The sequence below is a fragment of the Ideonella sp. B508-1 genome (assembly GCF_000333615.1).
GTDB lineage: Bacteria > Pseudomonadota > Gammaproteobacteria > Burkholderiales > Burkholderiaceae_C > Ideonella.
This window is the reverse complement of the sequence record NZ_BADL01000079.1, coordinates 1-15,169: the sequence shown is the minus strand read 5'-3', so window position 1 is coordinate 15,169 and position 15,169 is coordinate 1. Positions and strand designations below refer to the sequence as shown.

Annotated in this window: 18 protein-coding genes; all 18 read left to right on the top strand. The window is 68.9% G+C overall.

Annotation, left to right across the window (positions count from 1 at the left end; translation table 11 throughout):
• Positions 1-305 precede the first annotated feature (305 nt).
• Positions 306-533, top strand: a complete 228-nt coding sequence (locus tag I73_RS03485; RefSeq protein ID WP_022979344.1) for a phenol hydroxylase subunit — start codon at positions 306-308, stop codon at positions 531-533.
• Between the two features lie 20 nt (positions 534-553).
• Positions 554-1,549, top strand: a complete 996-nt coding sequence (locus I73_RS03480) for a phenol hydroxylase (protein WP_022979343.1) — start codon at positions 554-556, stop codon at positions 1,547-1,549.
• Positions 1,550-1,581: 32 nt separating this feature from the next.
• Positions 1,582-1,851, top strand: a complete 270-nt coding sequence (locus I73_RS03475) for an MmoB/DmpM family protein (protein ID WP_022979342.1) — start codon at positions 1,582-1,584, stop codon at positions 1,849-1,851.
• Positions 1,852-1,889: 38 nt separating this feature from the next.
• Positions 1,890-3,458, top strand: a complete 1,569-nt coding sequence (locus tag I73_RS03470) for an aromatic/alkene/methane monooxygenase hydroxylase/oxygenase subunit alpha (RefSeq protein WP_022979341.1) — start codon at positions 1,890-1,892, stop codon at positions 3,456-3,458.
• On the top strand, positions 3,455-3,811 hold the full coding sequence (locus I73_RS03465; RefSeq protein ID WP_022979340.1) for a phenol hydroxylase subunit P4: 357 nt from the start codon (positions 3,455-3,457) through the stop codon (positions 3,809-3,811). Before I73_RS03470 ends, I73_RS03465 begins: the two co-directional genes overlap by 4 nt.
• Positions 3,812-3,819: 8 nt before the next feature.
• A complete protein-coding gene (locus I73_RS03460; RefSeq protein ID WP_022979339.1) occupies positions 3,820-4,881 on the top strand; it encodes an NADH:ubiquinone reductase (Na(+)-transporting) subunit F in 1,062 nt (353 codons plus the stop codon).
• Positions 4,882-4,894: 13 nt separating this feature from the next.
• Positions 4,895-5,266, top strand: a complete 372-nt coding sequence (locus I73_RS03455) for a 2Fe-2S iron-sulfur cluster binding domain-containing protein (RefSeq protein ID WP_022979338.1) — start codon at positions 4,895-4,897, stop codon at positions 5,264-5,266.
• A gap of 20 nt (positions 5,267-5,286) precedes the next feature.
• Positions 5,287-6,231 (top strand): catechol 2,3-dioxygenase, encoded by a 945-nt coding sequence (locus tag I73_RS03450; protein WP_022979337.1) that lies wholly within the window; start codon positions 5,287-5,289, stop codon positions 6,229-6,231.
• Positions 6,232-6,308: 77 nt separating this feature from the next.
• Positions 6,309-7,205 (top strand): transporter, encoded by an 897-nt coding sequence (locus tag I73_RS03445; RefSeq protein WP_022979336.1) that lies wholly within the window; start codon positions 6,309-6,311, stop codon positions 7,203-7,205.
• A gap of 20 nt (positions 7,206-7,225) precedes the next feature.
• Entirely contained in the window at positions 7,226-7,693 is a 468-nt protein-coding gene (locus I73_RS03440) for a heme-binding protein (protein WP_022979335.1), read from the top strand.
• Positions 7,694-7,736: 43 nt separating this feature from the next.
• Complete coding sequence (locus I73_RS03435) at positions 7,737-9,191, top strand: 2-hydroxymuconic semialdehyde dehydrogenase (RefSeq protein WP_022979334.1); 1,455 nt, start codon at positions 7,737-7,739, stop codon at positions 9,189-9,191.
• A complete protein-coding gene (locus tag I73_RS03430; protein WP_022979333.1) occupies positions 9,188-10,048 on the top strand; it encodes an alpha/beta fold hydrolase in 861 nt (286 codons plus the stop codon). The genes I73_RS03435 and I73_RS03430 overlap by 4 nt, the downstream gene beginning before the upstream one ends.
• 42 nt (positions 10,049-10,090) lie before the next feature.
• The gene (dmpE, locus tag I73_RS03425; RefSeq protein WP_022979332.1) at positions 10,091-10,876 is read left to right on the top strand and encodes a 2-oxopent-4-enoate hydratase; all 786 of its coding nucleotides are present in this window, start codon (positions 10,091-10,093) and stop codon (positions 10,874-10,876) included.
• An 11-nt stretch (positions 10,877-10,887) separates the two neighbouring features.
• Positions 10,888-11,676: a 2-oxo-3-hexenedioate decarboxylase gene (dmpH, locus tag I73_RS03420; RefSeq protein ID WP_022979331.1), complete on the top strand. Its 789-nt coding sequence runs from the start codon at positions 10,888-10,890 to the stop codon at positions 11,674-11,676.
• Positions 11,677-11,718: 42 nt separating this feature from the next.
• Positions 11,719-12,648, top strand: coding sequence for an acetaldehyde dehydrogenase (acetylating) (locus I73_RS03415; RefSeq protein WP_022979330.1), 930 nt, complete (start codon positions 11,719-11,721; stop codon positions 12,646-12,648).
• Between the two features lie 16 nt (positions 12,649-12,664).
• Positions 12,665-13,705: a 4-hydroxy-2-oxovalerate aldolase gene (dmpG, locus tag I73_RS03410; protein WP_022979329.1), complete on the top strand. Its 1,041-nt coding sequence runs from the start codon at positions 12,665-12,667 to the stop codon at positions 13,703-13,705.
• A gap of 19 nt (positions 13,706-13,724) precedes the next feature.
• Positions 13,725-13,916: a 2-hydroxymuconate tautomerase gene (locus I73_RS03405; RefSeq protein ID WP_022979328.1), complete on the top strand. Its 192-nt coding sequence runs from the start codon at positions 13,725-13,727 to the stop codon at positions 13,914-13,916.
• A gap of 133 nt (positions 13,917-14,049) precedes the next feature.
• Positions 14,050-15,057 (top strand): zinc-binding alcohol dehydrogenase family protein, encoded by a 1,008-nt coding sequence (locus tag I73_RS03400; protein ID WP_022979327.1) that lies wholly within the window; start codon positions 14,050-14,052, stop codon positions 15,055-15,057.
• Positions 15,058-15,169: the final 112 nt, after the last annotated feature.

The window sequence follows — 15,169 nt, the reverse complement described above, 5'->3', positions numbered from 1 at the left end:
ACTTTGCCGCCCTGGTGGCCGAGGACGCGCATTTCCCGCTGCTGGAGGCGGCCGCCCTGCTGGGGCAGGACGCCGACCCGGGCCTGGACGCGCAGGCCGTGATGGACGAGGTGGACCGGCTGGGCCAGCGCTTCTAAATTCCGGTCTTGCGAGGTGGTTCCGGCCTTGATCCGCAGGGGCGTTCGGGGGCTGGAGGTACCGCCTTGCATGGGGTTTTCCCTTGAAATATCGAGATTTCAGCCTTCGGAGGGCTGGATTGGCACGCCCTTCGCAAAGCAGGTCCATCCACCGACAGGACGACCGCCGTGAACGCTCCCGCCACCCGCCATGCCGACACCGACGCCCCCGCCACCGGGCTTCTGCGCAAGTTCGTGCGGGTGCAAGCGGTGCGGGACGACGGCCTGGTCAGCTTCGATTTCGCGATCGGCTGGCCCGACCTGTCGGTGGAACTGATGCTGCCCGGGCCTGCCTTCGAGGCGTTCTGCGCGACCCACCGCGTCGAACGGCTGGACGGCCCCGCGGACGGCCGCTGAACCACCAGGAGACAAGCCCCATGAACATCGATCTGCAGGCCCGCGAGATCCAGCCCCTGCGCCACACCTTCAGCCATGTGGCCCAGGCCCAGGGCGGCGACAAGCCGGCCTCGCGCTATCTGGAAGCCACACTCGGGGCCCAGGCCCTGACCCACTTCCACTATCGGCCCACCTGGGATCCGGCCCACACCCTGTTCGACCCCAGCCGCAGCGCCATCCAGCTGGCCGACTGGAACGTGCTGCGCGACCCGCGCCAGTACTACTACGCCACCTGGACCATGGCCCGCGCCCGCCAGCAGGAGGCGATGGAGGCCAACTTCCAGTTCGTCGAGCAGCGCGGTCTGGCCGACCGCATGCCCGAGGCCGTGAAGGCCCAGGCCCTGGCCCTGCTGATGCCGCTGCGCCACGTGGCCTGGGGCGGCAACATGAACAACGCCGCCATCTGCGCCTACGGCTTCGGCACACCCTTCACCGCGCCGGCCATGTTCCACGCCATGGACCAGCTGGGCGCGGCCCAGTACCTGACCCGTGTGGGCCTGACCCTGGGCGGGCCGGAGTCCCTGGACGAAGGCAAGGCCGCCTGGATGGGCGCGCCGGCCTGGCAGCGCCTGCGCCATTGCGTCGAGGACAGCTTTGTCGAGGCCGACCCGATGGCCCTGTTCGTGGCCCAGAACCTGGCCCTGGACGGCCTGCTGTACCCGCTGGTCTACGGCGCCCTGGTGGACGACCACCTGAGCCTGCAGGGCGGCACCGCGGTGGCCATGCTCACCGCCTTCATGCCCGAGTGGCACGAGGAAAGCGCCCGCTGGGTCGATGCCGTGGTCAAGACCGCCGCGGCCGCCAGCGAGGACAACCGCCGCCTGCTGTCCGACTGGGCCCGCCAGTGGGGCGAACGCGCCAAGGGCGCGCTGGCGCCAGTGGCCGAGATGGTGCTGGGCGAGACCGCGCAGACCGCGATCGACGAGGTGTGGGAGGCCTGGCAGGCCCGCTGCGCCAAGGCCGGCCTGGCCCTTTGAGCCGCGCCCATCCCACGACAGGAGCCCATCCCATGTCCAACGTGTTCATCGCCTTCCAGGCCAACGAGGAATCCCGTCCCGTCGTGGACGCCATCCTGGCCGACAACCCGCACGCCATCGTCAGCCACCCCACCGGCCTGGTGAAGATCGACGCCCCCGGCCACCTGACGATCCGGCGCGAAACCATCGAATCGCAGACCGGCCGCAGCTACGACCTGCAGCAGATCCAGGTGAACCTGGTGACGCTGTCCGGCCACGTCGACGAGGACGACGACCAGCTCACGCTGAGCTGGAAGCACTGAGTTCTCTTACCCGCGCCACCACACCGGAGACAAGCCCCATGGACACCCGTGTCGCCCGCAAGAAGCTGGGCCTGAAGGAACGCTACGCCGCCATGACCCGCGGTCTGGGCTGGGAAACCAGCTACCAGCCGATGGACAAGGTCTTCCCCTACGACCGCTACGAGGGTCTGAAGATCCACGACTGGGACCAGTGGCAGGACCCCTTCCGCCTGACGATGGACGCCTACTGGAAGTACCAAGGCGAGAAGGAGAAGAAGCTCTACGCGGTGATCGAGGCCTTCGCCCAGAACAACGGCCAGCTGGGCGTGGCGGATGCGCGCTATGTCAACGCGCTCAAGCTCTTCATCCAGGGCGTGACCCCGCTGGAGTACTACGCCCACCGCGGCTTCGCCCACGTGGGCCGCCAGTTCACCGGCGAGGGCGCCCGGGTGGCCGCGCAGATGCAGTCCATCGACGAGCTGCGCCACTACCAGACCGAGACGCATGCCATCTCGCACTACAACAAGTACTTCAACGGCATGCACAGCCCGAACCACTGGTTCGACCGGGTTTGGTACCTGTCCGTGCCCAAGTCCTTCTTCGAGGACGCCTGCACCGCCGGGCCCTTCGAGTTCCTGACCGCGGTCAGCTTCTCCTTCGAGTACGTGCTGACCAACCTGCTGTTCGTGCCCTTCATGTCGGGCGCGGCGCACAACGGCGACATGTCCACCGTGACCTTCGGCTTCTCGGCGCAGAGCGACGAGTCGCGCCACATGACGCTGGGCATCGAGTGCATCAAGTTCATGCTGGAGCAGGACCCGGACAACGTGCCCATCGTCCAGCGCTGGATCGACAAGTGGTTCTGGCGCGGCTACCGCCTGCTGACCCTGGTGGCCATGATGCAGGACTACATGCTGCCCAAGCGCGTGATGAGCTGGAAGGAAGCCTGGGAGATGTACGCCGAGAGCAACGGCGGCGCGCTCTTCAAGGACCTGGCGCGCTACGGCATCCGTGAGCCCAAGGGCTGGAAGGACGCCTGCGAAGGCAAAGACCACATCAGCCACCAGGCCTGGAACACCTTCTACAACTACGCAGCTGCCGCGCCCTTCCACACCTGGGTGCCCCAGGACGACGAGCTGCAGTGGCTGTCGGAGAAGTACCCCAACACCTTCGACGCCCTGTACCGCCCGCGCCTGGAGCACTACCGCGAGCGCCAGCAGCAGGGCCAGCGCTTCTACAGCAAGACGCTGCCGATGCTGTGCCAGACCTGCCAGATCCCCATGCTCTTTACCGAGCCGGGCGATGCCACGCAGATCGCCTACCGCGAGTCCAGCTACCTGGGCGACAAGTTCCACTTCTGCAGCGACCACTGCCAGGAGATCTTCGACCACGAGCCCGAGAAGTACGTCCAAGCCTGGCTGCCGGTGCACCAGATCTACCAGGGGCACTGCTTCAAGCCGGGCGTGGACCCGACGGCCCCGGGCTTCGACCCGCTGGCCGCGGTGCTCGACTACTACGAGCTCAACGTGGGCCGGGACAACTTCGATTTCGAAGGGTCCGAGGACCAGAAGAACTTCGCCGCCTGGCGTGGCGATGGCACCCACAACGCTTCCGGAGAACAGGCATGACCGTCGTTGCCGCCGCCCCCTACCGCTTCCCCGTGGCCGACGTGCGGGAGAGCTTCCCGGCCCCGCTGCTGTACATCGGCTGGGACCAGCACCTGATGTTCTGCGCGCCGTACTGCCTGCCGCTGCCGCCGGACCTGCCCTTCGACGCCCTGCTGACCCAGGTGCTGCCGGGCATCTACGGCGAGCACCCCGACTTCGCCCGCATCGACTGGGACCAGGCCCAGTGGACCAAGGCCGGCCAGCCCTGGCGGCCGGACCGCGCCAAGAGCCTGGCCGAGAACGGCCTGGGCCACAAGGACGCAATCCACTTCCGCACGCCGGGCCTGAACGGCATCGCGGGCTCCTGCAGCTGAGGCCAGCCATGGGCTACCTGCTCACCATCGAACCCCTGGGCGCCACGCTGGAGGTGGAGGAGGGCCAGACCCTGCTCGACGCCGCGCTGCGCCAGGGCATCTACCTGCCGCACGCCTGCGGCCATGGCCTGTGCGGCACCTGCAAGGTGCAGGTCTGCGATGGCGAGGTGGACCATGGCGCGGCCAACCCCTTCGCGCTGATGGAGGGCGAGCGCCAGGAGGGCAAGACCCTGGCCTGCTGCGCCACGCTGCAGAGCGATGCGGTGATCGAGGCCGACATCGAGGAGGAGCCCGACGCCGAGATCATCCCGGTGCGGGACTTCCAGGCCACGGTGCAGGCCATCAGCGCGCTCACGCCCACCATCAAGGGCCTGCGGCTGGCGCTGAACCAGCCGTTGCACTTCCAGGCCGGGCAGTACGTGCAGCTGGACATCCCGGGCGTGGGCGCGCGGGCCTTCTCGATCGCCAATGCGCCGGCCGACGTGGAGCGCAGCCGCAGCATCGAGCTGCATGTGCGCCAGGTGCCCGGCGGCGCCGGCACCACCTGGCTGCACCAGTCGTTGCAGGTGGGCGATGCGCTCAAGCTCAGCGGGCCCTATGGCCGCTTCTTCGTGCGCAAGTCCTCGCCCGCGCCCATGGTCTTCATGGCCGGCGGCTCGGGCCTGTCGAGCCCGCGCTCGATGATCCTGGACCTGCTCGACGGTGGCTGCACGACGCCCATCACCCTGGTCTACGGCCAGCGCAGCCGCGAGGAGCTCTACGGCCACGAGGAGTTTCTGGCCCTGGCCGCGGAGCACCCCAACCTGCGCTATGTGCCGGTGCTGTCCAACGAGCCCGAGGGTTCCGACTGGGCCGGCGCACGCGGCTATGTGCACGAGGCCGCCAAGGCCGCCTTCCCGCAGGGCTTTGCCGGCCACAAGGCCTATTTGTGCGGCCCGCCGCCGATGGTGGAAGCCTGCATCGGCGCGCTGATGCAGGGCCGGCTGTTCGAGCGCGACATCCACACCGAGAAGTTCCTCTCGGCCGCCGATGCCGGCGCGGTGCGCAGCCCGCTGTTCAAGAACGTCTGAGGAGGTCCTGAGCATGATCTTCGACACCCGACCCAAGGTCACGGTGGCCCTGACCCAGACCGGCGAGCACTACCCGTGTGCCCACGACGAGAGCCTGCTGGCAGGCATGTTGAGGCTGGGGCGAAAGGGCATCCCGGTGGGCTGTGCCAGCGGCGGCTGCGGCGTGTGCAAGGTGCGCGTCGTGGAAGGCGCCATCCACGCGCTGGGACCGGTCAGCCGGGCCCATGTCAGCGCCGATGAGGAATGCCAGGGCGTGACCCTGGCCTGCCGTGTCGCCCCCAGCACCCCGGTGGTGCTGGAGGTGGTGGGCAAGTTCGAGAAGCCGTTTTTCAAGGGCTATGCCGCAGCGGTGGCGGCGGGCCCCTCCCTGAACCAACCGCAGTGAACGACAACCAGGAGACAAGCATGGGTGTATTGAGAATCGGGCATGCCAGCCTGCGCGTGATGGACATGGCCGCGGCCCTGAACCATTACGAGAAAGTGATCGGCATGAAGGTCACGATGCAGGACAAGGCCGGCAATGTGTACCTCAAGTGCTGGGACGAGTGGGACAAGTACTCGCTGATCCTGACCCCCTCGGACCAGGCCGGCATGAACCACATTGCCTACAAGGTCGAGAAGGACGCCGACCTCGACCAGCTGCGCGACAAGATCGAGACCTGGGGCATCCACACCGAGATGCTGCCCGAAGGCACGCTGCCGGCCACCGGCCGCATGCTGCAGTTCAAGCTGCCCAGCGGCCATGAGATGCGCCTGTACGCCATGAAGGAGTACGTGGGCACCGACGTCGGCACCGTCAACCCCGACCCCTGGCCGGACGACATCCGCGGTGCCGGCGCGCACTGGCTGGACCACGCCCTGCTGATGTGCGAGATGAACCCCGAGGCCGGCATCAACACGGTGGCGGACAACACCCGCTTCATGACCGAGGTGCTGGACTTCTTCCTGACCGAGCAGGTCGTGGTCGGCCCGGGCGGCAGCATCCAGGCCGCCACCTGGCTGGCACGCACCACCACGCCGCACGACATCGCCTTCGTCGGCGGCGCCAAGAGCGGTCTGCACCACATCGCCTTCTTCCTGGACAGCTGGCACGACGTGCTGAAGTCGGCCGACGTGATGGCCAAGAACAAGACCAAGATCGACGTGGCGCCCACCCGCCACGGCATCACCCGCGGCGAGACGATCTACTTCTTCGACCCCAGCGGCAACCGCAACGAGACCTTCGCCGGCCTGGGCTACCTGGCCCAGCGCGACCGGCCGGTGACGACCTGGACCGAGGACCAGCTCTGGAACGGAATCTTCTATCACACGGGTGAAGCGGTGCCCTCCTTCACGGACGTCTACACCTGATCGGCCTGCGGGGCCGCCCGGCGGCGGCCCCGGACCGCATCCACAAGAACACGACCCACCGCGAAGGAACCCCATTCATGCGTTTTTCCACCTTCCTGAAGACCGCGCTGGCCCTGGCGGCCAGCCTGGGCGCGGGCCTGGGCGCCCAGGCTGCCGGGCACTACGTGCCGGGCGTTGAAGGCGTGCAGGCCGCCACCGTGCCGCCGCCCGGCGTCTACTACCTGGGCTACCTGGCCGACTACAAGGCCGACAGCGTGCGCGCCCCGGGCACCAAAGAAGACCTGCCCGGCAGCAACAGCATCCATGTGACGGCCCTGGCCAACCGCCTGGTCTGGATCACCGACCAGAAGATCCTGGGCGCCGACTACGGCGTCGAGACCATCGTGCCGGTGCAGCGCACCCAGCTCGACCTGGGTGTGGTGCCGCTGCACGACAAGGACACCGACCTGGGTGACATCTACCTGGGCCCGGTGGTGCTGGGCTGGCACGGTGCCAACTGGGATGCGGTGGCGGCGGCCGGCTACTGGCTGGACAGCGGCTCCACCAATTCGCCCGCCTCGCCCGGCAAGGGCTACGGCTCCATCATGCTGACGGCCGGCGGCACCTACTACTTTGATGCGGGCAAGACCTGGACCGGCTCGGTGCTGGCGCGCTACGAGTTCAACCGCACGACCAGCACCGGCTTCAAGCCGGGCCAGACCCTGTCGGTGGAATGGGGCCTGGGCAAGGCGCTGGGGCCGGTGGTGGTGGGCCTGGTGGGCTACACCCAGCAGCAGATGAGCCAGGACAGCGGCCCCGGCGCGCTGGACCAGAAGGCCTCGCGTTCCGCCGCGGGGGCCGAGTTGATCTATCCGATGCTGTCCCAGGGCCTGTTCCTCAAGGGCGCCTTCTACCAGGAGTTCGCCTCCCAGGCGGCGACCAGCGTGGAGCCCAAGGGCCACCTGCTGCGCTTCACCCTGGTCAAGGCCTTCTGAGCCCAGCGAGGAATGCCGGCATGAACGCCATCGACACAAACCTGGCCACCCGCCCGGTCTGCACCGAGCAGGCCGTGGTCAGCGCCGAGGCCGCCGCCCGCATGGTGGCCGCCGCGGTGGCCCATGCCGGCACGCTGGGCATCCGCATCAACGCTGCCGTCACCGATGCCGGGGGCACCCTGGCGGCCTTCCTGCGCATGCCCGGCGCCTTCCTCCATTCGGTCGACATCGCGATCGACAAGGCCTACACCGCCGCCAGCTTCGGCTTCCCGACGAGCCAGTGGATGTCCCTGCTGGCCCAGGACGAAGCCCTGCGCATCGGCATCGTGCAGCGGCCGCGCTTGGTCGTCTTCGGTGGCGGCCTGCCCATCCGGCGGACTGCCGCCGAGGGCGGCGCGCTGATCGGCGGCATCGGCGTGTCCGGTGGCTCGGCCGAGCAGGACGAGGCCTGTGCCCGGGCCGGCCTGCAGGCCGTGGACCTGGGCTGAGGCCCGACGACTTTCTCTTTTCACTTCCCGCGGGGACATCACCATGCACCAGTACCTGAACTTCATCAACGGCGAGTTCGTCGCCACCGGCAAGACCTTCGAGAACCACGCCCCCGTCGACAACCGGGTGCTGGGCCTGGTGCACGAGGCAGGCGAGCGCGAGGTGGACGCCGCGGTGGGCGCCGCCCGGGCCGCGCTCAAGGGCGACTGGGGCCGCATGAGTGTGGTCAAGCGCGTGGAACTGCTCTACGCCGTGGCCGACGAGATCAACCGCCGCTTCGACGACTTCCTGCAGGCCGAGGTGGCCGACACCGGCAAGCCGCTGTCGCTGGCCTCGCACATCGACATCCCGCGCGGCGCGGCCAACTTCAAGGTCTTCGCCGACATCGTCAAGAACGTGCCCACCGAGAGCTTCGAGATGGCCACGCCCGATGGCGGCACCGCGCTGAGCTACGCGCTGCGCTCGCCGCTGGGCGTGGTGGCGGTGGTCTGCCCCTGGAACCTGCCGCTGCTGCTGATGACCTGGAAGGTCGGCCCGGCCCTGGCCTGCGGCAACACCGTGATCGTCAAGCCTTCCGAGGAAACCCCCGCCACCGCCACCCTGCTGGGCGAGGTGATGAACGCGGTGGGCGTGCCCAAGGGCGTCTACAACGTGGTGCACGGCTTCGGCCCCGGCTCGGCCGGCGAGTTCCTGACCCGCCACCCCGGCGTCAACGGCATCACCTTCACCGGCGAAACCCGCACCGGCGAGGCCATCATGGCCGCCGCCGCCAAGGGTGTGCGTCCGGTCAGCTTCGAGCTCGGCGGCAAGAACGCCGGCATCGTGTTCGCCGATGCCGACTTCGACAAGGCGGTGGCCGGCATCACCCGCAGCGCCTTCGAGAACTGCGGCCAGGTCTGCCTGGGCACCGAGCGAGTCTATGTGCAGCGCCCCATCTTCGACCGCTTCGTCCAGGCCCTGAAGGAAAAGGCGCAGGCGCTCAAGATCGGCCCGTCCGAAGCGCCCGGCGTGGGCCTGGGCCCGCTGATCTCGGCCGAGCACAAGGCCAAGGTGCTGGGCTACTACGAGAAGGCCAAGGCCGAGGGCGCCACCGTGGTGACCGGCGGCGGCGTGCCCGACATGCCCGGGGCGCCGGCCCAGGGCCACTGGGTGCAGCCCACCATCTGGACGGGGCTGCCCGAGAGCTCGCCCATCGTGCGCGAGGAGATCTTCGGCCCCTGCTGCCACATCGCCCCCTTCGACACCGTGGACGAGGCCATCGCCCTGGCCAATGCCACCAACTACGGCTTGGCCACCACGGTGTGGACGCAGAACCTGGCCACCGCGCACCGCATGGCGCGCGAGGTCGAGGTGGGCCTGTGCTGGATCAACAGCTGGTTCCTGCGCGACCTGCGCACCGCCTTCGGCGGCGCCAAGGCCTCCGGCATCGGCCGCGAGGGCGGGGTGCATTCGCTGGAGTTCTACACCGAGCTGCGCAACGTGATGGTGAAGCTGTGAACGCCCCCGACCTGAAGTCCAACCCCGAGCTGGGCCGGCGCGTGCGCACCGGCGCCTTCGAGACCCATGTCCACGACCTGGGGGCCTCGGCGCCCGGCCAGCCGCCGGCGCTGTTCATCCACGGCTCCGGGCCCGGCGTCAGCGCCTGGGCCAACTGGCGCCTGGTGATGCCGGCGCTGGCCCAGCAGCGCCGCGTCATCGCGCCGGACATGGTGGGCTTCGGCCACAGCGACCGGCCCGCGGGCATGGCCTACACCATGGACACCTGGGTGCAGCAGGCGCTGGACCTGATGGACGCGCTGGACCTGCCCCAGGTGGACCTGGTGGGCAACAGCTTCGGCGGCGCGCTGGCGCTGGCCCTGGCCATCCGCGCGCCGCAGCGGGTGCGCCGCCTGGTGCTGATGGGCTCGGTGGGCGTGCCCTTCGCCATCACGCCAGGGCTGGACGCGGTGTGGGGCTACGAGCCCTCCATCCAGACCATGCGCGCGCTGATGGACACCTTTGCCTGGGACCGTTCGCTGGTCAACGACGAACTGGCCAAGCTGCGCTACGAGGCCAGCATCCGCCCGGGCTTCCAGGAATCCTTCTCGGCCATGTTCCCCGCCCCGCGCCAGCGCTGGGTGGATGCCATGGCCAGCCCCGAGGCCGCGATCCGCGCGCTGCCGCACGAGACCCTGATCCTGCACGGCCGCGAAGACCAGGTCATCCCGCTGCAGACCTCGCTGACGCTGTCGCAGTGGATCCCCAACAGCCAGCTGCATGTCTTCGGCCACTGCGGCCACTGGACGCAGATCGAGCACGCCGGGCGCTTCGCCCGACTGGTCGGGGACTTCCTGGCCGAGGCCGACGCGGCCTGACGCACCTCTCATTCACCGATTCACCCTCCACACGGAACCGCCATGGACGCTGCCCTCATCCAGCACTACGGCGACGAGCTCTACCAGGCGCTGCAAAGCCGCCAGCCCGTCGCCCCGCTCACCGAACGTGAGCCCGCCATCACCGTCGACGACGCCTACCAGATCCAGCTGCGCATGATCCAGCGCCGGCTGGACGCGGGCGAGACGGTGGTGGGCAAGAAGATCGGCGTCACCAGCCAGGTGGTGATGGACATGCTGGGCGTGAACCAGCCCGACTTCGGCCACCTGCTCTCGGGCATGGTCTTCAACGAGGGCGAGCCGGTGCGCGTGTCCTCGCTGATCGCCCCGCGGGCCGAGGCCGAGGTGGCCTTCATCCTGGGCCGCGACCTGACCGGCCCCGGCGTGACGGCGGCCGACGTGCTGCGCGCCACCGACTGCGTGATGCCCTGCTTCGAGATCGTCGACTCGCGCATCAAGGACTGGAAGATCAAGATCCAGGACACGGTGGCGGACAACGCCTCCTGCGGCGTGCTGACCCTGGGCGGCGTGCGCCGCAGCCCACGCGACCTGGACCTGGCGCTGGCCGGCATGGTGCTGGAGAAGAACGGCGAGATCGTCAGCACCTCCTGCGGGGCCTCGGTGCAGGGCTCGCCGGTCAACGCGGTGGCCTGGCTGGCCAACACGCTGGGCCGCCTGGGCATCTCGCTCAAGGCGGGCGACGTGATCCTTTCGGGCTCGCAATCGCCGCTGGTGCCGGTCAAGGCCGGCGACAGCCTGTACTGCAGCGTCGGCGGCCTGGGCGGCACGTCGGTGCGTTTCGTGGAATGAGGGCAGGGACCATGGCACTCGACAAGAACACCATCCTCGGCCTGGCCGAGCACCTGGAGACCGCGGAGCTGCAGGCCCACGACGTCACCAAGATCACCGACGAGCACCCGGACATGGACTGGGCCGACGCCTACGCCATCCAGGACGAGATCCGCCGCCGCAAGGAAGCGCGCGGCCAGAAGACGGTGGGCCTCAAGTGCGGCCTGACCTCCTTCGCCAAGATGAAGCAGATGGGCGTGGACGTGCCGGTCTTCGGCTTCGTCAGCGACTACATGAGCCGGCCCGAGGGTGCGGCCATCGCGGTGAAGGAGCTGATCCACCCCAAAGTGGAAGCCGAGATCTGCGTGGTCACCAAGGCGCCGCTGCGCGGCCCCGGCTGCCATGTGGGCGCGGTGATGGCGGCCATCGACTTCGTGCTGCCGGGCGTCGAGGTCATCGACAGCCGTTACCGCGACTTCAAGTTCGACCTGAAGAGCGTGATCGCCGACAACACCTCGGCCTCGCGCTTCGTGGTGGGCGGTCGTGCCCGCAACGTCGAGGACGTGGACCTGCGCACCCTGGGTGTGGTGATGGAGAAGAACGGAAAGATCGTCGCCATGGCCGCCGGTGCCGCGGTGCTGGGCCACCCGGCCGCGGCGGTGGCGGCCCTGGCCAACCACCTGGGCGCGCGCGGGCAGGAGATCCCGGCCGGCAGCTTCATCATGACCGGCGGGGTGACCGAGGCCATCGCGGTGCAGGCCGGCGACCACATCGCGGTGCGCTTCCAGGACCTGGGCACCGTGTCGCTGCGCTTCGCCTGAGGCGCGGCCGATCCGAATCCTCCTTTTGAAAGAAGGCATCCCATGAAGAAAGTCAAATGCGCCCTGATCGGGCCGGGCAACATCGGCACCGACCTGCTGGCCAAGCTGCAGCGCAGCCCGGTGCTGGAGCCGGTGTGGATGGTGGGCATCGACCCCGAGTCCGATGGCTTGAAGCGCGCCCGCGAGATGGGCCTGAAGACCACCGCCGAGGGCGTGGACGGCCTGGTGCCGCAAATGCGCGCCGACGGCGTGCAGATCGTCTTCGACGCCACCAGCGCCTATGTGCACGCCGAGAACAGCCGAAAGGTCAACGCCCAGGGCGCGCTGATGATCGACCTCACCCCCGCGGCCATCGGCCCCTTTTGCGTGCCGCCGGTCAACCTGCGCGAACACGTCGGCCGCCGGGAGATGAACGTCAACATGGTCACCTGCGGCGGCCAGGCCACCATCCCGATGGTGGCGGCCGTCAGCCGCGTGCAGCCGGTGGCCTATGGCGAGATCGTCGCCACCGTCTCCAGCCGCTCGGTCGGCCCGGGCACCCGCAAGAACATCGACGAGTTCACCCGCACCACCGCCGGGGCGGTGGAGAAGGTGGGCGGCGCCAAGAAGGGCAAGGCCATCATCATCATCAACCCGGCCGAGCCGCCGCTGATCATGCGCGACACGGTGCACTGCCTGGTCGACGAGAGCGCGGGCGAGCCCGACCGCGAGGCCATCACCGCCTCCATCCACCAGATGCTGGCCGAGGTGCAGAAGTACGTGCCCGGCTACCGCCTGGTCAATGGCCCGGTCTTCGACGGCCAGCGCGTCTCGGTCTTCCTGGAGGTGGAAGGTCTGGGCGACTACCTGCCCAAGTACGCCGGCAACCTGGACATCATGACCGCCGCCGCCGCTCGCACCGCCGAGATGTTCGCCGAGGAGATCCTCAAGGGCGAACTGGTGCTGCAAGCCGTGGCCGAAGCCGTGGCCTGAACTCAGGAGAACAACGATGAACCTGCAAGGTAAGCGAATCACCGTCCACGACATGACCCTGCGTGACGGCATGCACCCCAAGCGCCACCAGATGACGCTCGAGCAGATGGCCTCCATCGCCTGCGGCCTGGACGCTGCGGGCGTGCCGCTGATCGAGGTCACCCACGGCGACGGCCTGGGCGGCAGCTCGGTCAACTACGGCTTCCCGGCCCACAGCGACGAGGAATACCTCTCCACCGTGATCCCGAAGATGAAGCAGGCCAAGGTCTCGGCCCTGCTGCTGCCGGGCATCGGCACCGTGGACCACCTGAAGATGGCCAAGGACCTGGGGGTGCACACCATCCGCGTGGCCACCCACTGCACCGAGGCCGATGTCTCCGAGCAGCACATCACTGCTGCGCGCAAGCTGGAGATGGACACCGTGGGCTTTCTGATGATGGCCCACATGGCCAGCCCGGAGAAGCTGGTGACCCAGGCCAAGCTGATGGAGAGCTACGGCGCCAACTGCGTCTACGTGACCGACTCGGCCGGCCACATGCTGCCCGACGACGTGACGGTGCGGCTGCAGGCGGTGCGCGCCGCGCTCAAGCCCGAGACCGAGCTGGGCTTCCACGGCCACCACAACCTGGCCATGGGCGTGGCCAACTCGGTGGCCGCGGTGGCGGCCGGGGCCAACCGCATCGACGCGGCCGCCGCCGGCCTGGGCGCCGGGGCGGGCAACACGCCGATGGAAGTCTTCATCGCCGTGTGCGACCGCATGGGCATCCAGACCGGGGTGGACGTCTTCAAGATCCAGGACGTGGCCGAGGACCTGGTGGTGCCCATCATGGACCACATCATCCGCGTGGACCGCGACTCGCTGACCCTGGGCTATGCCGGCGTGTACAGCAGCTTCCTGCTGTTCGCCAAGCGGGCCGAGAAGAAGTACGGCATCCCGGCGCGCGAGATCCTGGTCGAGCTGGGCCGGCGCGGCATGGTCGGCGGCCAGGAAGACATGATCGAGGACACTGCGCTGACGCTGTCCAAGCAACGCGCCGCCGTCGCCCAGGCGGCCTGAACCCGAAGGAAGACCCACCATGCCCTTTGCACAGATCTACCTCATCGAAGGCCGCACCGAGGAACAGCGCGCCGCCGTGATCGAGAAGGTCACCGCCGCCCTGGTCGAGGCCGTGGGCGCGCCCAAGGAGAACGTGCGTGTCTGGATCACCGAGGTGCCCAAAGAGAACTGGGGCATCGCCGGCGTCAGCGCCAAGGCCCTGGGGCGCTGACAGCCCGGCGCTGCCCCGGCCGGCCTGGTCATCTTCAAAATTGCGTTGAAGAAGAACCGGGCCACCGGGGCTTCAAAGCCGGGTGCCAGACAGGCACAGTGGTGGGCATCGCCACCCCATGGAGACGCCCGCAATGAAAGCCATCGCCTACACCCAGCACGGCCTGCCGCCGGAAGACCCCCGCTCGCTCGTCGACATTATACAGCGCGAGCCAGTGCCCGGCCCGCGCGACCTGAAGGTACGGGTGCGCGCCATCGCCGTCAACCCGGTGGACACCAAGGTGCGCCGCGGCGCCCCGACCGAGACGCCGCGTGTCATCGGCTGGGACGCGGTGGGCGTGGTCGAGTCGGTCGGCCCCAAGGTGCGCTTCTACCGCCCGGGCGACGAAGTGTTCTTCGCCGGCGCCATCGACCGCCCCGGCTGCTACGCCGAAGCGGTGCTGGTCGACGAGCGCATCACCGGCCGCAAGCCGCGCACCCTCAACGACGCCGAGGCCGCGGCCCTGCCGCTGACCACCATCACCGCCTGGGAGCTGCTGTTCGACCGCCTGGCCATTCCCGAAGGCGGCGGGGCCGGGCAACATCTGCTGGTGGTGGGCGCGGCCGGCGGGGTGGGCTCCATCCTGGTCCAGCTCGCGCGGCAGCTGACGCAGCTCACGGTGATCGGCACGGCCTCGCGCCCGGAGACCCAGGCCTGGCTGCGCGAACTGGGCGCCCATGCGGTGATCGACCATCGCCAGTCGCTGACCCAGGAGCTGGCGCGCATCGGCGTGCCGGCCGTGCCCTATGTCATCAGCCTCACCCACACCGCCGATCATTACGCCCAGATCGTCGAGGCGCTGGCCCCGCAGGGCCACCTCGCGCTGATCGACGACCCGGGCACGCTGGACGCGATGCCGCTCAAGCGCAAGTCCCTGTCGCTGCACTGGGAGATGATGTTCACCCGGCCGGTCTTCCAGACGCCGGACATGGTGCGCCAGCACGAACTGCTGGAGCGGGTGGCCGATCTGGTCGACGCCGGCCGCATCCGCACCACGCTGGGCGAGCACTACGGTCGCATCGACGCGGCCCATCTGCGCCGCGCCCATGCCCTGATCGAGAGCGGCACCGCGCGCGGCAAGATCGTGCTCGAAGGCTTCTGAGCAGGCGGCGGCGGTGGGGCTTGAGGGAAAGCCCCGTCGCTCCAGGCGGGCGGCTCGTTTAGAACCTGGGTTCCCCTTTCTGGCATGCCGCAGTCCATGAGTCCTTCGCCTT